This window comes from Reyranella sp. (assembly GCF_004297405.1).
Lineage (GTDB): Bacteria > Pseudomonadota > Alphaproteobacteria > Reyranellales > Reyranellaceae > Reyranella.
The window spans coordinates 207,170-222,088 of sequence record NZ_SCVC01000011.1 but is presented as its reverse complement, the minus strand read 5'-3'; the positions used below and the strand labels follow the sequence as shown (position 1 = coordinate 222,088).

At 63.2% G+C, this 14,919-nt stretch carries 15 protein-coding genes; 5 read left to right on the top strand and 10 right to left on the bottom strand.

The features are described from left to right. Window positions 1-6 precede the first annotated feature (6 nt). From EPO50_RS08925 to EPO50_RS08910, 4 genes are all read right to left on the bottom strand, one after another. Window positions 7-477: a cytochrome P460 family protein gene (locus EPO50_RS08925; protein WP_296343070.1), complete on the bottom strand. Its 471-nt coding sequence runs from the start codon at window positions 475-477 to the stop codon at window positions 7-9. Beyond that, window positions 478-1,245 (bottom strand): carboxymuconolactone decarboxylase family protein, encoded by a 768-nt coding sequence (locus tag EPO50_RS08920; protein WP_296343068.1) that lies wholly within the window; start codon window positions 1,243-1,245, stop codon window positions 478-480. 156 nt (window positions 1,246-1,401) lie between these two features. Next, a complete protein-coding gene (locus EPO50_RS08915; RefSeq protein ID WP_296343066.1) occupies window positions 1,402-1,770 on the bottom strand; it encodes a YciI family protein in 369 nt (122 codons plus the stop codon). Window positions 1,771-1,892: 122 nt separating this feature from the next. After that, entirely contained in the window at window positions 1,893-2,618 is a 726-nt protein-coding gene (locus EPO50_RS08910) for a TetR/AcrR family transcriptional regulator (RefSeq protein WP_296343064.1), read from the bottom strand. Between EPO50_RS08910 and EPO50_RS08905 the strand changes: the two genes are divergently transcribed. From EPO50_RS08905 to EPO50_RS08890, 4 genes are all read left to right on the top strand, one after another. Beyond that, window positions 2,592-3,197: an NAD(P)H-dependent oxidoreductase gene (locus EPO50_RS08905; RefSeq protein WP_296343063.1), complete on the top strand. Its 606-nt coding sequence runs from the start codon at window positions 2,592-2,594 to the stop codon at window positions 3,195-3,197. The two genes, EPO50_RS08910 and EPO50_RS08905, sit on opposite strands and share 27 nt — an antisense overlap. A 172-nt stretch (window positions 3,198-3,369) precedes the next feature. Then, on the top strand, window positions 3,370-4,431 hold the full coding sequence (locus EPO50_RS08900) for a radical SAM protein (protein ID WP_296343061.1): 1,062 nt from the start codon (window positions 3,370-3,372) through the stop codon (window positions 4,429-4,431). A 46-nt stretch (window positions 4,432-4,477) separates the two neighbouring features. After that, window positions 4,478-5,200 carry a class I SAM-dependent methyltransferase gene (locus tag EPO50_RS08895; RefSeq protein WP_296343059.1) on the top strand — a complete coding sequence of 241 codons (723 nt, stop codon included), beginning with the start codon at window positions 4,478-4,480 and terminating at the stop codon, window positions 5,198-5,200. Between the two features lie 175 nt (window positions 5,201-5,375). Further along, window positions 5,376-6,668 carry a hemolysin family protein gene (locus tag EPO50_RS08890; protein WP_296343400.1) on the top strand — a complete coding sequence of 431 codons (1,293 nt, stop codon included), beginning with the start codon at window positions 5,376-5,378 and terminating at the stop codon, window positions 6,666-6,668. Here the strand turns inward: EPO50_RS08890 and EPO50_RS08885 are convergent. The 6 genes from EPO50_RS08885 to EPO50_RS08860 form a co-directional block, all read right to left on the bottom strand. Then, window positions 6,665-8,749 carry an adenylate/guanylate cyclase domain-containing protein gene (locus tag EPO50_RS08885; protein ID WP_296343399.1) on the bottom strand — a complete coding sequence of 695 codons (2,085 nt, stop codon included), beginning with the start codon at window positions 8,747-8,749 and terminating at the stop codon, window positions 6,665-6,667. The two genes, EPO50_RS08890 and EPO50_RS08885, sit on opposite strands and share 4 nt — an antisense overlap. Before the next feature lie 52 nt (window positions 8,750-8,801). Further along, window positions 8,802-9,536, bottom strand: coding sequence for an RraA family protein (locus EPO50_RS08880; protein ID WP_296343057.1), 735 nt, complete (start codon window positions 9,534-9,536; stop codon window positions 8,802-8,804). Between the two features lie 193 nt (window positions 9,537-9,729). Further along, window positions 9,730-10,668, bottom strand: a complete 939-nt coding sequence (locus EPO50_RS08875) for a branched-chain amino acid ABC transporter permease (protein ID WP_296343055.1) — start codon at window positions 10,666-10,668, stop codon at window positions 9,730-9,732. Further along, entirely contained in the window at window positions 10,665-11,546 is an 882-nt protein-coding gene (locus EPO50_RS08870; RefSeq protein ID WP_296343053.1) for a branched-chain amino acid ABC transporter permease, read from the bottom strand. The genes EPO50_RS08875 and EPO50_RS08870 overlap by 4 nt, the downstream gene beginning before the upstream one ends. Window positions 11,547-11,553: 7 nt before the next feature. Further along, window positions 11,554-12,258: an ABC transporter ATP-binding protein gene (locus EPO50_RS08865; RefSeq protein WP_296343051.1), complete on the bottom strand. Its 705-nt coding sequence runs from the start codon at window positions 12,256-12,258 to the stop codon at window positions 11,554-11,556. Further along, window positions 12,251-13,006, bottom strand: coding sequence for an ABC transporter ATP-binding protein (locus EPO50_RS08860; RefSeq protein WP_296343049.1), 756 nt, complete (start codon window positions 13,004-13,006; stop codon window positions 12,251-12,253). The genes EPO50_RS08865 and EPO50_RS08860 overlap by 8 nt, the downstream gene beginning before the upstream one ends. Before the next feature lie 144 nt (window positions 13,007-13,150). On the opposite strand from EPO50_RS08860, the gene EPO50_RS08855 reads away from it, so the two are divergent. Next, window positions 13,151-14,827: a hypothetical protein gene (locus tag EPO50_RS08855; protein ID WP_296343047.1), complete on the top strand. Its 1,677-nt coding sequence runs from the start codon at window positions 13,151-13,153 to the stop codon at window positions 14,825-14,827. Window positions 14,828-14,919: the final 92 nt, after the last annotated feature.

Genomic DNA, 14,919 nt, shown 5'->3' with positions numbered 1-14,919 from the left:
ATGGGCTCAATTCGCAGTCTTCATCTGCTCGAAGGTATGCACGAAGTCCTGCGCCGCGCGCGGTTTGTGGCAGGCAAAGCATCGATCGAGGTTCTTGGCAGTGTTCACCGTGCGGTCTGCGTTGAATGCCTGATACTCCCACTCGCCATTGCGCCTGTCCGGCGGGTACTGCCCTCCCCACCCGGCGCGCTTCTCCATCACGACGTAGCGGAAGAGTTTGCCGTCGCGAAAATCGACCAGAGTGATCACCGTACCGCTCGGAATAGGGTGACCCGCCTTCACGGCGTCGATGGTGGCGCGGCTGGTCCAGATCTCCTCTTTCAAGTTTCCGCGCGTCACTGTGGTGTAGAGGACTCCGTCGGCAAAGTTATCGGGGAACCTCACAGAATCAGCCGAGGCTTGCACCTGCCAGGCAACCGCTGCAGCCACGACGAACCAGACGGCTCCAAGGAGTGCGACAACGATGATCCGCTTCATCTACTTCGGCCGCTTCTCAAACACGTCCTTGAAGACAGGGATCGCTGAAAAGCTGGCGGGCCAGCCGGCATAGAAGGCGAGCTGGGTCAGCACCTCGCCCGCCTGTGATTGCGTTAACCCGTTATCCATGGCGCGACCCAAGTGATAGGGGATCTGTCCCACTTGCCCGTTGGCGACGAGGGCGCTCACAGTCACCAGGCTGCGGTCGCGCGGCGCAAAGTCCGGACGAAGCCAGAGATCGCGAAACAGGATATCGGTCGTGTAGTGCACCAAGCCTGGCGAGACGGCGCCAAACTGCTGGCCGACCCGCTGGGCGCGATCCGCTTCTCCCTTCTCGTCGAGCGGCAGCTTGGGCGGCGCAGCGGCCGGTAGCTGCGCCGGTGTAATGCCGCGTCGTGCGAACACATCCTTTGCGGCCGCGACGGCCGCCATCGCGTTCGAGGAGCCAGCATAGAAATTGAGATGCACGATGGCTTCGGAGATTTCCGCAGGCTTCACGCCGCTGTCGAGCGCGCGTTCAACATAGAAAGGCAGCTCAATCGTCTGGTTGCGCGCGATCAGCGCCGCGATCGTGACGAGGCTGCGGTCGCGGGCCGAGAGCTCTGGCCGTTTCCAGAGATCGTCGAATAGGCGCGCCTGACGGTACGCTTCAAGCGCGGGAGCGACCTTGCGGACATCGTCGGGCGACGGCGGCGTCGGCTGCTGGGCGTAAACGGCGGGCGTGAAGAAAAGAGCAAGGACAGCGAACGCGGACAGAAGGGACTTCATGAGACCTCCGAGCGGGTCTCTTGAAGCTAACGGGCCGTATGGCGGCGATTAGTGGGATAATCTCGCATGCACCTATGTAGCAGGCTCATGAATGAGATTGGTACAAAGCCCGGAACTGGCCGTGGCTGAGTCTCGGTGACATCCCGTGCCAGATTCTCATTGAAAGTCGGCCATCTCATACAGCGGCCGGATTTCGATCTCGCTCGGTCCCAACATGGGATTGGGGCAGCGCTTCACCCAGGCGACCGCCTCATCCATGTCCTTGACTTCCCAGAGCCAAAAGCCGGCGACCAGTTCGCGGGTCTGGGCGAAAGGCCCGTCGATAACCGTGCGGCCGGGACCATCGAACGCAATACGCTTGCCCTGCGAGGAGGGTTTGAGGCCTTCGCCGGCCTGCATGATGCCGGCCTTGACCAGCTCCTCGTTAAATTTGCCCATCGCCTCGAGCATCGCGAGAGATTCGGGCGTGGGGGAAAAGCCCTTTTCGCTGTCTTCGGTCGCCTTCACGAGCACCATCACACGCATCGTCTGTCTCCTCGTCTAGGCCGGCCTTATCGGCCCGATATTGGAACGACGAACGAGCTTCACGGAAATCGACATCGTGCTTCAGAATTTTTTCGACAGTTAAGGCAGCCTTCGCCCAAGCGTCAGGTGTCGCGTGCGCCCCTGTCGACCATCGCGACGATGATTTCGAAGAGTTCGTTCTTCGCCTCGTCAGCCGTAATTTCCCCGGTCGCGGCGGCGTAGCACAGGGCTTCGGTCGCACCGAACATCGCCCAAAGACCGGCGGGCGCGATAGCGCCGGTTTTGGCGAAGGGCGTCAGAGCGATCCGGCACTTCTCCATGATGGCCACTTCACACTCGCGCTTGATCTTCTCGAGCTCCGGCGAGCTGGTGAGGGCGGCGATCACGCCGGGGATTTCACGGCCCTGCAGGAGTACGCAATCGACACAGGACGATGCGATGACCGAAGCCCGGCCCGGCAGGGTCGGTTCGCTCGCCTGGATCGCGGCATCCATCAACGCCGTCTGACGTGCGTCGTACTCCCGATAAAGCGCTGCCAGCAGCCCCGGACGAGTGACGAAATGATCGTAAACGACGGGCTTCGTGACTCCCGCCTGCTCGGCGAGTCGTCCCAGCGTCAGGGCGTCCGTGCCCTCTTCCCGAACCAGCCGCCACGCAACGTCCAGAAGTTGGCGCTGCCTTTCCTCCCGTGACAGGCGGCGGCGCGGCTGCGGAGACGGAATTTTTGGCACGGCGCTTGACAGTTTAATATACCAAAGGTAACTTACTAAAAGTATATAGCAATCGCCCCTCATCTGCAATGAGTTGGAAGGAGCCCTGCCATGCACGCTCTCGTCGTTGTCGCGCACCCTGCCCCCAAATCGCTCAGCCGCAGCGTCGCCACCAAAATCGCCGAGGGTATTTCCGAGACCGGGCATTCCTTCGAGATCGCTGACCTTACGGCGGAAGCTTTCGACCCCAGGTTCAGCGCGGCCGACTTCGCCGCCTATCACAAGGATACGGCGCCTCCCGCCGATGTCATTGCGGAGCAGGAACGGATCGACCGCGCCACCGACCTGGTGCTGGTCTATCCGGTCTACTGGTGGTCGATGCCGGCGATCCTCAAGGGGTGGATCGATCGCGTCTTCAGCAACGGCTGGGCCTACGAATACGCGCCAGAGGGCAAGGTGGTGAAGAAGCTTCGCCACCTCCGCGTTCATCTGCTCGGTGTCGCCGGCACCGACGCAGGAACCTTCGAGCGGCATGGTTATTCCGGCGCCATGAAAACCCAGATCGATCATGGGATCTTCGACTATTGCGGCGCCTCCGTTGCGACATCGGAGTTCCTGTTCGATTCGGAAACGCGGGATCCGGTTTCCCTTCTGGAGACCGCCCGCACGATCGGTCGCGATCTCTTCAATGGCTCCGGCCAATGCGAAGCGGCGTGAGCTGCCATTTCCTTCGGCAACGTCACAAATCTGACCAAGCAGACCGTAATCGTGACGCAAGGGCCGGTCATTGACACGACCGGCTGAAGTGGCGGACAAAAAGGTAGAACGCGTGTTCAAATTTCTTGCGTGAGCCTGCTCCCCGAATTCGTCAACGAATCACCGGAGGACGATGTCCGACGCTTCCATAGCGACTGCGCCCAAGTCTCCTCGGGTTGCCGAGGCTGAAAAGCTCGACCAGATCACCACGGCGCCGTTCGTCCCCAAGGCTGACCGCCGTGCCGAACTCGACTTCGCCGGCTTCGCAACGACCGAGACCTGCGAGCTGAGCTGCGTCTTCTGTCATTTCAACGGACCGAACGCGACCAAGAAGGCGAAGACCCTGGCGCCTGAACTGATCGAGAAGGGTCTGCGCGATATTCCGGCCGGTCAGAAAGTCCACTTCGCCGCCACCGGCGACTTCTTCCAGGATCCGCACGCTCTCGACCACGTCCACAAGGCCGTCGATCTCGGCCATCCCGTCAATGTGCTGAGCCATGGCCAGTCGATGCCGCCGGAGCGGCTCGAGGAAATGCTGGCGATGGGCGTTCGCGAGTTCCGCTTCAGCGTCGACCATATCGAGCCGCGCGCCTACGCCAAGATCCGCCGCGGCGGCGATCTCGACCGCGTATTGGACACCATCGCCTATCTGCGCCGCCGCAAGGAGCAGATCCCAGAGATCAACGTCGAGGTGAACTGCATCCTGATCGGCGACACGCGCGCCCGGCTGGAGGAGTTCGCCGAGTTCTGGTCGGACCGCGTCGATGCAGTTCACTTCCACGCCGAGTATTACGACGTGCTGAAGTTCCGGAACCTCTTCTTCGTGCCGGAGAAGCGCAACGACTGCCACATCCAGCTCTATGTGCTGCCGTCCGGCCAGATTACGCCCTGCTGCGCCATGATGGTGCAGTCGCACGAAGCCGATACGTCATGGCTGCCCAACATCGCCGATACGTCGCTACAGGAAGCCTATGACCGGCTGTGCGACATGTACGAAGACCCCGACAGCGAGCTCGGCAAGGTCTGCGCCAAATGCCAGTGGTGGGTCATGTGGTCGGACACCAAGGATGGCGACAGCCCCTACATGAGAACGGTGCGGTTCGATCAACCACCTGCACCGCCTGAAGAACCTGCCCCACCGCCACCGCCGAAGCATTGGCTGGCCGAATTGTTGACGCCGTTCCGCCGCTCCTGACGACAGGCGCCGCTCGGTCCAAATGACGAATAGATTGAGGTGACACGTGGATGTTCTAGCAGCTCACCGCGAGAAGTGGCGCGAAGTGCCCGGTGGTGACGACATCGACGGCCGGCGTTACAGCAGCGATCTCCTGAAGCTTCCCGATGCCGAGCTGCTGTCGTTCTGGGATGGCATGGCCGCCACCAGGGCGTCCGGCGTGATCGGCTGGATCGGACCGCTCTACCGCGACTTCACCAACGGCCGGCGCGTACTCGAACTGGGTTCGGGCCTCGGCCTGGACGGTCTGCGCTTCGCCAGCCAGGGCGCGCACTGGACCTTCGCCGATATTGCCGCCGACAATCTCGCGATGATCGAGCGGATCGCGGTGTTGAAAGGGCTCAAGGTCACGACGCATCTCATCGGGTCGGATCTTTCCTTCGACAAGCTCGACGGCCAATTCGACGCCGTCCTCGCCTGCGGTTCCATCCACCATGTGCCGTTCGATATCGCGCGCGAGGAATGCCTCAACGTCCTGAAGAAACTGAAAGTCGGTGGCCGCTGGCTCGAGCTGGTCTATCCCAAGGAGCGCTGGGCCAAGGAGGGATCGCCGGCCTTCGACAAATGGGGGAAGATGACTGACGGCGATCGCACGCCCTGGGCCGAGTGGTACGATGCCGACAAGATCCGCGCGCGCCTGGCTCCTGCCCAGCTCCGCACGATCCTCGATTTCGGTTTCAGTTCCGATAATTATCGCTGGCTGGATTTCGAGTACGTCGCGGCGGCATGACAGCCGCGACCATCGCGACCAGATCCTGACCGGCCCGTAAACGAATCGGCGTCCACGAGCGCAAGTATCGTTGCGACGCGTTGCCGACGGCACCTCCAACAGGTGCGACCGTCGAACGGCATTCTCCGTTCGACGCTTGGCTTCGTCTATAGTAGCAAATTCACACGGGGTGAACATGCTTGCCGTCGAACTGGCTATTGTCGCTGGATTGATTGTCGTCAATGGCCTTCTGGCGATGTCTGAACTGGCGCTGGTTTCAGCCAAGAGGCCGTTGCTGGAGCAAATGGTGCGTTCGGGATCGCGTGGAGCCGGCGTCGCACTCGACCTCATGCGCGAGCCGGGCCGTATGCTGTCGGCAGTCCAGATCGGCATTACGCTCGTCGGCATCGTCGCCGGAGCCTTCAGCGGTGCCACGATCGCCGAACGCGGCGACGCGTGGCTCGAAAGCCAGGACGTGCCGACCCGCATCGCCGAACCGGTGGCCTATGTCGCAGTGGTCGTGATGATTACGTATCTTTCGGTCGTGCTGGGCGAGCTGGTGCCGAAGCAGATCGGCATGCGCAACGCCGAACAAGTCGCGGCAATCGTCGCACGACCAATGCAGATCCTGGCGAGGGGTGCCGCGCCGGTCGTAATTCTGCTCGATGTCTCGGCACGACTTGGGTTGCGCTTGCTCGGCCAGAGTCGTCCGCGCGAGGCGGGCGTCACCGACGAGGAGATCAAGACGATGATCGACGAGGCCGAGCGGTCGGGCGTCGTCGAGCCGGAAGAGCGGTCGATGATCTCGCGCGTCATGCGGCTCGCCGACCGTTCGGTGCGCGGCGTGATGACTCCACGGCCGGACATCGAATGGCTCGACCTGCAGGATGACGATGAAACGATTCGCCAGGCAATCCGCGCGTCTCGCCACGCCCGGATCCTGGCGGCAAATGGCGATATCGATGAGGTCGTCGGCGCGATCCCCGTACGCGCCGCGCTCGTCGCACTGATGGACGGCGGCGTAGACGCGGTACGCCTGCTCGTGCAACCCGTTCCTGTGGTCAGCGACCGACTGGGGGCAATCGACGTCGTCGAGCAGTTGCGCCAGTCACCGCTCAACCTCGTGATCGTCGTCGACGAACACGGCAGCGTCGAGGGCATCGTCTCCGAGGGCGACATTCTGAAGACGGTCGTCGCGGACATTGAAGAACGTGAAGAACCGAATTTCACCGTGCGCGACGACGGCTCGTTGCTGATCGACGGCAGCTGTCCGGTCGACGAGCTCGGCGAGCGGCTCGGCATTCTCCTGCCGCCGGATCATCGCTATCACACAGTTGCGGGCTTTGTTCTCGACCGGATGAAGCGCCTGCCCCGGATCGGCGAGTCGTTCAGTCACGGCTTGTGGCGCTTCGAGGTCGTCGACATTGACGGCACGCGTATCGACAAGCTGCTCGTGACACCGCAACCGGCCCTGCATCGCAGAGCCTAGAGCCGCAGCACCCAGGCCTCGACGCCGCCCTTGCCCTTGACCTCGATGGTGCCACGCGACTCGAAGGCGAACTTGTCCTTCAGCGCCTCGTAGACGGGGCGCGTCACCTGGATCGAGTCCGGAATGCCGCCGGACTCCATGCGGCTCGCCAGGTTTACCGTGTCGCCCCAGAGATCGTAGATGTACTTGCTCTTGCCGATGACGCCGGCAACGACAGGCCCGCTGTTGATGCCGACGCGCAGCCGCATGGAGACGCCATGCTCCATGGCGTGCTCGCGCGTGATGTGGACCATGCGGATGGCCATGCGCACCATGCGCTCGGCGTGATCGGCCGCCGGCACGGGCAGACCACACACCGCCATATAGGCATCGCCCACCGTCTTGATCTTCTCGATGCCGATTTCACTGGCCGCCATGTCGAAGCGCGTGAACAGGCCGTTCAACAGCGTCACCACTTCCGCTGGAGGCATGTCAGACGAGAGAGCGGTGAAACCCACCAGATCGGCGAAGGCGACCGAGACTTCGGCAAAGCCGTCGGCAATGCCCTGCTCGCCACCGCGCAGGCGGTTGGCGATGGGCGCCGGCAGCACGTTGAGCAGCAGCTCCTCGTTCTCGCGGTTCTTGGCTTCGATGAGCTGGTTCTTCTCGTGCAGCTCGTCGATCATGCCGTTGAAGGCAAGGCAGAGCTGGCCGATCTCGTCGCGCGAACGCACCGGCACGTGGGCGCCATAGTCACCGGCTGCGAAGCGCCGCACGCCGGCGGTCAGGTCACGCAGCGGCCCCAGCAGCGAGCGCGACAGCCAGGCGGCCGTGATCAGCACCACCAGGAGCGCGACGGCGCCGACCACCAGGAGGGCACGCTCCAGCCGGTAGATCGGCGCGAAGGCCTCGGCGCTGTCGATCTTGACGACCAGAGCCCAGTTCACGCCGCTGATCTTGACTGGTCCCCAAGAGGCCAAGGTGGGAATGCCGCGATAGCCGATGACCTCCCCCACCCCTTCGACGCCGCCGATCGCGGCGCGCGTCGCCGTGGTGTCGGCATGCTGATGCAGGATCGGCGTGCCGTAGCGACGGATGTTGGCAATGTCCTCGTCGGAAGCACCTCCGGCCTTCAGCTCCGAGAAGTAGAGGTCGCGGTTCTCGAAGAAGTTGCGGCCACTCGATCGCACCAGAAAGTCGGGCCCGACCAGATAGGCTTCGCCAGTCGCGCCTAATCCCTCGTGCCGCCAGCGCCGCCCGCCGGTTACGATATCGTCGAGCTCGTCGATCGACAGTTGCGCCACCAGCACGCCAATGACTGCGCCCTGATCGATCACGGGCGCCGCCATGAAGGCCGCGGGTATGCCGTCCGCCGGCAGGTAGGGCGCGAAATCGTCCAGACAAGTCGCCGACGGATCAGGCGCACCGGCACAACGGGATGCCGCCGACGCGATGTTGGAATTGCGATAGGGGCCGGCCCGCAAAGACGTCGCGAAGTCGGCCTCCTTGTCGACGCTGTAGATGACCCGGCCACTGCGCGGATCGACCATCAGGTAATCGAAGAAGCCGAGCGTCGCCGCCGCCGTTCGCATCAGCGGGTGATAGGTCGCATGGATTTTGCTGTAGGTGCTGCCGTCGCCGGCATCGTCCATCAGCTTGCGCCGTGCTGCGGGATGCGGGTTATCGACAATGTAGAGTTTCTGCAGGAAGTACGGCGCGGCGCCCACCGGCAGGAAATCGTCGACCGGCACGTCCTTGTTCAGGACGCGGCGCACCATCGGCATGTAGTCATTGTTGTACCAGCCCAGCACCTTCTCCCGGGTGTCCGCAGGCACGTCCTGCCGGTCCAGCTCGTCGACGGCCTCGCGGAAGCCCTTCATGGCATCCACGACCATCTTGGAGGCCGCGAGCAGGCGCATCTCGCTGCGGATCGTGCGGAAGTAAGCCTCGACCTGGTGCGCCTTGGTCTCGCGCGCCGAGGTGAGCTGATCGAAGATCACCTTCTCCAGTGCCTCGCGGGCACGCATGTAGCCCAGAACGCTGGTGATCAGGACCGCCACGACGCCCAGCAGCAGCAGGACGGCGAACAGCTTGGCCGCCAGCCCCCAGCGTGTTGGACGCGGCTCGGCGACGGTCGTGCTCACCAGCGGAACCTTATCCCTTCTTCGCGCCGTAAGTGCCACCGGAGTTGATGGCGCGGATCTCCGCAGCCGACTTGGCCTTGCGCATCTTCTCGAGCTTGTCGGCTTCGTCGGCCAGCATCGCCTGCGCGTTCTTCAGCACGGCACGGGCATGCTGGGCCGGGAACTTCACGGCGCCGTTCTCGTCCATATGGATCAGCTCGCCCGGTGCCACGTCCATGCCGCCGACCGAGACCGGCGCGTTGACCGACTGCACCGCCATCTCGCCGTGGCCCGCCGTAACGCCGCTCAGCAGCATCTGGAACTTCATGCGGCGGATGGCATCGACATCGCGCGACGGGCCGTTGGACAGCAGACCGACGCAACCCACGGCCTGCATCGAGGTCGTCATCATCTCGCCGGCGAGGCCCGCCTTGTTCATCAGCTCGGGCGGCCACTTCTGCTGGATGACCAGGATCGTCGGCTTCTTCATGGCGTCGAGCGCATCAACCACGTCCATGAAGGAGAGCCGGCCGGAATAGTTCGGATCGGGCAGGCCGTAAACGCAGGTCACGGCGTAGCCGATGATGGCGCCCATCTCGGGATACATGCAGCGGATCGACGTGTCGGTGTACCAGTTCTCGGTCCACGGATTGTAGAGGCCGAGGCAGAGGGGATTCTTCGGATAGGTCGCGACGACGTTGGTGATGGTCGGCGTGTCGATCTTGCGCAGTTCGGCGAAAAGCTGGTCGTCGGAAAGCTCGGTCATATCGGATGTTTCCCCTTGGTAACCGCCTCGTTCTTGGCCCGAATGCCGCCCGTGGGCAAGGGTCGTGGGCCCTACGCGATCACGGCACGAAAATCACAAACACGAAGGGCGCGAACAGGACCAAGCGCACGAAACCCGGCAGTCGCGTGCCCGTCATCGCGTCTCCCTGTTCACGACCCGCAGGGCAATCACCTCAGCGCGAGCTGGCCGTGCGTCGCCGTCTCCACCATTCCGCGAACTCGCCCACCACGCCCTTGCGGAAGGCCAGCACGATCACGACGAAGATGGCGCCCTGGATCACCAGCACGAACTGGCCGAAGCCCGCCAGATAGTTCTGCATCGTGATGATGATGAAGGCGCCGACCACCGGCCCGATGATGGTGCCGAGGCCACCGACCAGAGCCATCAGCACGACCTCACCGGAGGTCGAGGCGGCAACGTCGGTCAGAGTGGCGAACTGCTGCACCAGCGCCTTGGTGGCGCCGGCCAGACCGGCCAGCGCCGCCGAGAGGACGAAGGCCAGCAGCTTGTAGCGATCCGCCTCGTAGCCCAGCGATACGGCACGCTGTTCGTTGTCGCGGATCGCCTTCAGCACCTGACCGAACGGCGAATGGATGAAGCGGTAGATCGCGCCGTATCCGAACAGGAAGATCGTCAGCACGACATAGTAGAGGACCAAGTCGTTCTTGGTCGGGATCAGCCCGCCCAGCAACGCCTTGCGCGGAATGCCCTGCAGCCCGTCCTCGCCGCCGGTAAACGGCGCCTGCACGCAGAAGAAGTAGACCATCTGCGCGAAGGCGAGCGTGATCATCGCGAAGTAGATGCCCTGGCGCCGGATGGCGAGCGCGCCGGTCACGAGGCCGAGCGCTGCCGCACCGAGCACGCCGGCCAGCAGGCCGACTTCGGGTGGCATGTCCCAGGCCTTGACGACATGGCCGTAGAAGTAGCCCGCCATGCCGAAGAACATGGCATGGCCGAAGCTCATGAGGCCGGCATAGCCCAGCAGCAGGTTGAAGGCACAGGCGAAAAGCGCGAAGCACAGCGCCTTCATCAGGAAGACGGGATAGGCGAACGCCGGAGCGACCAGCGCCAGGATGATCAGGATGGCGTAACCGATACGCTGCGAGGTCATTTGGTCTGTCCAAAAAGGCCAGCCGGCTTGACCAGCAGCACGATCGCCATGACGACGAAGATCACCGTATTGGAGGCCGGCGGATAGAAGACCTTGGTCAGGCCTTCGATCATGCCGAGCCCGAAGCCCGTGACGATCGAGCCCATGATCGAGCCCATGCCGCCGATCACCACGACCGCAAAGACCACCAGCACGAGGTTGGTGCCCATCAGCGCCGAGACCTGCTGGATGGGTGCAGCGAGCACACCCGCGAGAGCGGCAAGCGCAACGCCCAGACCATAGGTCAGGGTGATCAGGCGCGGCACGTTGATGCCGAAGGCGCGCACCAGGGTTGGATTCTCGGTAGCCGCCCGAAGGTAGGCGCCGAGCTTGGTGCGTTCGATGCCGTACCAGGTGACGAGGCAGATCACGAGTGCTGCCAGGACGACAAAGCCGCGATAGGTCGGCAGGAACATGAAGCCGAGATTGTAGCCGCCCGGGATCGGGTTGGGATAAGGCGCACCCGACGATCCCCACTGGAGCTGGAACAGGCCCTCGATGACCAGTGCCATGCCGAAGGTCAGCAGGAAGCCGTAGAGATGGTCGAGATGGTAGATGCGTTTCAGCAGCAGCTTCTCGAGCACGATGCCGATCAGACCGACGATCACCGGCGCCAGCACCAGCGAGGCCCAGAACGGCACATCGAGGTAACCGAGCAACAGCCACGCGGCGAAGGCGCCCATCATGTACTGGGCGCCGTGCGTGAAGTTGATGACGTTCAACATGCCGAAGATCACGGCAAGGCCGAGACTGAGCATGGCGTAGAAGGCGCCGTTGATAAGGCCGAGCAGGAGCTGACCGAACAGTGCCTGGGGCGGAATGCCGAGAAGTTCGAACATGAAGTCCCTACACTCCCAGATAGGCTTGCAGCTTGCCGATGCTCTGCTGGACGTCGCTGGCGACGACCGTGTCGACGACGCGGCCATCTTCCATCACATAGTGGCGATCGGCGATGGTGGCGGCGAAGTGGAAGTTCTGCTCGACCAGCAGGATCGTGAAGCCCCGCGTTTTGAGTTGGCGGATGATCTCGCCGATGCGCTGAACGATGACGGGTGCCAGACCTTCCGTCGGTTCGTCGAGCAGCAGGAGATCGGCGCCGGTCCGCAGGATACGGCCGATGGCCAGCATCTGCTGCTCACCGCCCGACAGTTTGGTGCCCTGGCTGCGCCGCCGCTCGAGGAGGTTTGGGAAGAGCGTGTAGATTTCCTCGATGCTCAGGCCGCCCGGCTTCACGACCGGTGGCAAGCTGAGATTCTCATCAACGTTCAGACTCGAGAAGATGCCGCGCTCCTCGGGGCAATAGGCGATGCCACGGCGCGCGATCTTGTCGGAGGGTTGGCCCACCGTCTCCTGGCCCTCGAAGGTGATCGAGCCGGTGCGCTTCTCCACGATGCCCATGATGGACTTCAGCGTCGTGGTCTTGCCGGCGCCGTTGCGCCCAAGCAGGGTCACGAGCTCGCCGCGGCGGATCTCGAAATCGACGCCGTGCAGGATGTGCGACTCGCCGTACCAGGATTGCAGGCCGGCGACCTTCAGAAGTGTCTCAGCCATGACCGGTACCAACGTAAGCCTCGACCACGGCCGGGTCCTTCGAGACCGAGGCGTAAGGTCCCTCGGCCAGCACTTCGCCGCGCGCCAGCACAGTGATGGTGTCGGAGAGATCGGCGACCACGGACATGTTGTGCTCGACCATCAGGACCGTGCGGTCCTTCGCGACAGTTCTGATCAGGGCCGCGATGCGCTTGATGTCCTCCTGGCCGAGGCCGGCCATCGGCTCGTCGAGCAGCATCATCTCGGGTTCGAGCGCCAGGGTCGTGGCGATCTCGAGCGCGCGCTTGCGGCCATAGGGCAATTCCACGGCGGGCAATTCAGCGAAAGCGCTGAGACCCACCGCTTCGACCAGCTCGAGAGCGCGCGCATCGAGGTTGTTCAGGACCCGCTCGGAGCGCCAGAAATAGAAGGAGTTGCCGAGCTTGCGCTGCAAAGCGACGCGCACGTTCTCGCGCACCGACAGATGCGGAAACACCGCGGAGATCTGGAACGACCGCGCCAGCCCCATCCGCGCGATCGCGGCCGGCGAGCTGCCGGTAATGTTCCGTCCGTTGAAGTGGATCTGCCCTGCCGTCGGAGACAGGAAGTGCGTCAGCAGATTGAAGCACGTGGTCTTGCCCGCGCCATTCGGTCCGATCAGCGCGTGAATCGTGTGACGACGCACGCGCAAGCGGACATTCTTGACGGCAACAAAGCCCTTAAACTCTTTAGTGAGACCTTCGGCCTCTAGAATTGTTTCTTCTTTCACCAGTCCTCCCGGTAAGCTGCCTATAACACGGAATTGCCACGGCCTGTCCAGCGGCCGGCTGGTGCCCCTCGCCTCAGAATGATCACGGTCTCTCTCACTGCCTGCGTGATAGGCAGATATACGGGTGAGGGATCAACCAGGACGATGGACAACCTCGTCGCGAGCAAGCGCGAGGCGACCTCCCTGCACACGCCAGCAGACGAGGTTGCAGCGACTCTGATGACGGGCGACACGTCGCTCGCCAGACTCACGGTCGTGGCGGCGGTTCCGGTCATTGCCGCTGCCTGGGCGCTGCTGTCACCCGATCGGCTGCTGTCGCGCGAGATGAGCTGGGATCTCCTGTTCAATCTCTCGGGGGCGTGGCACCTGCATTACGGCCATGTGGCGCACGTCGATTTCCACGATCCGGTTGGCGAACTGAACTTCGTTCTGACGGCCCTGGGCTTCTCGATCGTCGGGCCGACACCGCACGCCTTTCTGGTCGGCGTGGCCATCATCACATCGTTCCTCTTCATCACGGCTGTGATCGTTGCGTGGCGGCGTCTGCCCCTGCTGCCTGCCGTAATCTTCGTGGTCTTCGTGTGCCTGCTCGCCTTGAGGCCGGCGAATGTCGGCGATCTGCCGACTGCTTATTCCTTTGCTATGTCGTACAACCGGTACGGGTGGGGTGCGATCGCGATCCTCTCTCTACTTCTCTTCGTACCGCCGCGCATCGGACGCCGTGGTGACTGGATTGAAGCGGTGGCTGGTGGACTTCTGTTGGTCACAATGTACTACCTCAAGGTGACCTACTTCGCCGTCGGACTCGGGGCCGTTGGGGTCGCCCTTTTGGTCTCCCCGCACATTCGCGACCGGTGGTGGATATGGCTGGCGGTCGGTGGCGCTGCGGCCTTGAATGCAGTCGCGCCCTACAATCACGCCTATTTGGCCGATGTCCTGGGCGCGGTGCAGGCCGGCGGCGTGCGCGACAGTCTCGACAACCACCTGATGAACTTCTTCGCCTATGGCGACAGCTATGCGCCTTATGTCGTGGCCCTGGTCATCGCGGCATGGATGTGGTGGAACGGCCGCGCTCCGCTGCGGCTTCCCTTGGCTACGGCCTTCCTGCTGGCGGCCGGCGCCTTCCTGCTGACGCAGAACGCCCAACCGCACGGCATGCCGCTCGCTGTCGTAATCGCCTTTCTCTTCGTCCATCAGTTGCGCCAGCAACGCACGACACCGCTACTGCTCGCGGCACTCCTGGCCTTTCCGTTGCTGTCGATGGGCTCGTCGGCTCTCAGTCTGGCGGGCTATCACCTCAAGACCGACTGCGAGCAATGCCTGTCAGTGGTCGACAGCACCAACCTGCGCGGATTCGCCGTGCCTGCGGAGCGCGAAGGGTTGCTGGCGGCCTTTGCCAAAGGCGAAGCAAAGGCGCCACTGCTCAATCGAGCGCGGGCGATCCATCCTCGCTACGAACTCTCGCAGTACGAGTATGTCGAGACGATCATGGAAGCTGCCGCCTTGCTGGCCGGCCCTCGTTATCGGCCGGGCGGCGTTGTCGTACTCGATCAGGTCAACCCACTCCCGTTCATGCTCGGCTGGCCGCCGCCAAAGGGCGAGACCTTGTGGTCGGGCGCCGGCATGCCGATGCAACCGGCCAAAGCGTTGTTCGCCGATGTCGACCATGTGCTGATCCCGAAATTCTCCAGTTACAGCCCGGGAACCGCCGCCGCACGCGCCCGATACGGCGCTTATCTCGCCGACTACTTTCCGGTGCGCAATGAGACGCAGAGCTGGACCGTCGTCAGTCGTCGCGGTGCAATCATACCGTCACCTTGATGCTAGCCTGTCCCGTTCGCGCAAGGTTGATCCTTCTGGCGCGCTCATCGGACCGACGCTAAGGTTTCGGCCTTCTGCGGGGAGAACCGCAT

What these genes read in the sequence shown, in the direction of transcription:
- EPO50_RS08915 (WP_296343066.1), bottom strand. Translation starts at nt 1,770, where the DNA reads ATGCGTGTGATGGTGCTCGTGAAGGCGACCGAAGACAGCGAAAAGGGC.
- EPO50_RS08855 (WP_296343047.1), top strand. Translation starts at nt 13,151, where the DNA reads ATGGACAACCTCGTCGCGAGCAAGCGCGAGGCGACCTCCCTGCACACG.
- EPO50_RS08925 (WP_296343070.1), bottom strand. Translation starts at nt 477, where the DNA reads ATGAAGCGGATCATCGTTGTCGCACTCCTTGGAGCCGTCTGGTTCGTC.
- EPO50_RS08905 (WP_296343063.1), top strand. Translation starts at nt 2,592, where the DNA reads ATGCACGCTCTCGTCGTTGTCGCGCACCCTGCCCCCAAATCGCTCAGC.
- EPO50_RS08865 (WP_296343051.1), bottom strand. Translation starts at nt 12,258, where the DNA reads ATGGCTGAGACACTTCTGAAGGTCGCCGGCCTGCAATCCTGGTACGGC.
- EPO50_RS08890 (WP_296343400.1), top strand. Translation starts at nt 5,376, where the DNA reads ATGCTTGCCGTCGAACTGGCTATTGTCGCTGGATTGATTGTCGTCAAT.
- EPO50_RS08875 (WP_296343055.1), bottom strand. Translation starts at nt 10,668, where the DNA reads ATGACCTCGCAGCGTATCGGTTACGCCATCCTGATCATCCTGGCGCTG.
- EPO50_RS08900 (WP_296343061.1), top strand. Translation starts at nt 3,370, where the DNA reads ATGTCCGACGCTTCCATAGCGACTGCGCCCAAGTCTCCTCGGGTTGCC.
- EPO50_RS08870 (WP_296343053.1), bottom strand. Translation starts at nt 11,546, where the DNA reads ATGTTCGAACTTCTCGGCATTCCGCCCCAGGCACTGTTCGGTCAGCTC.
- EPO50_RS08920 (WP_296343068.1), bottom strand. Translation starts at nt 1,245, where the DNA reads ATGAAGTCCCTTCTGTCCGCGTTCGCTGTCCTTGCTCTTTTCTTCACG.
- EPO50_RS08880 (WP_296343057.1), bottom strand. Translation starts at nt 9,536, where the DNA reads ATGACCGAGCTTTCCGACGACCAGCTTTTCGCCGAACTGCGCAAGATC.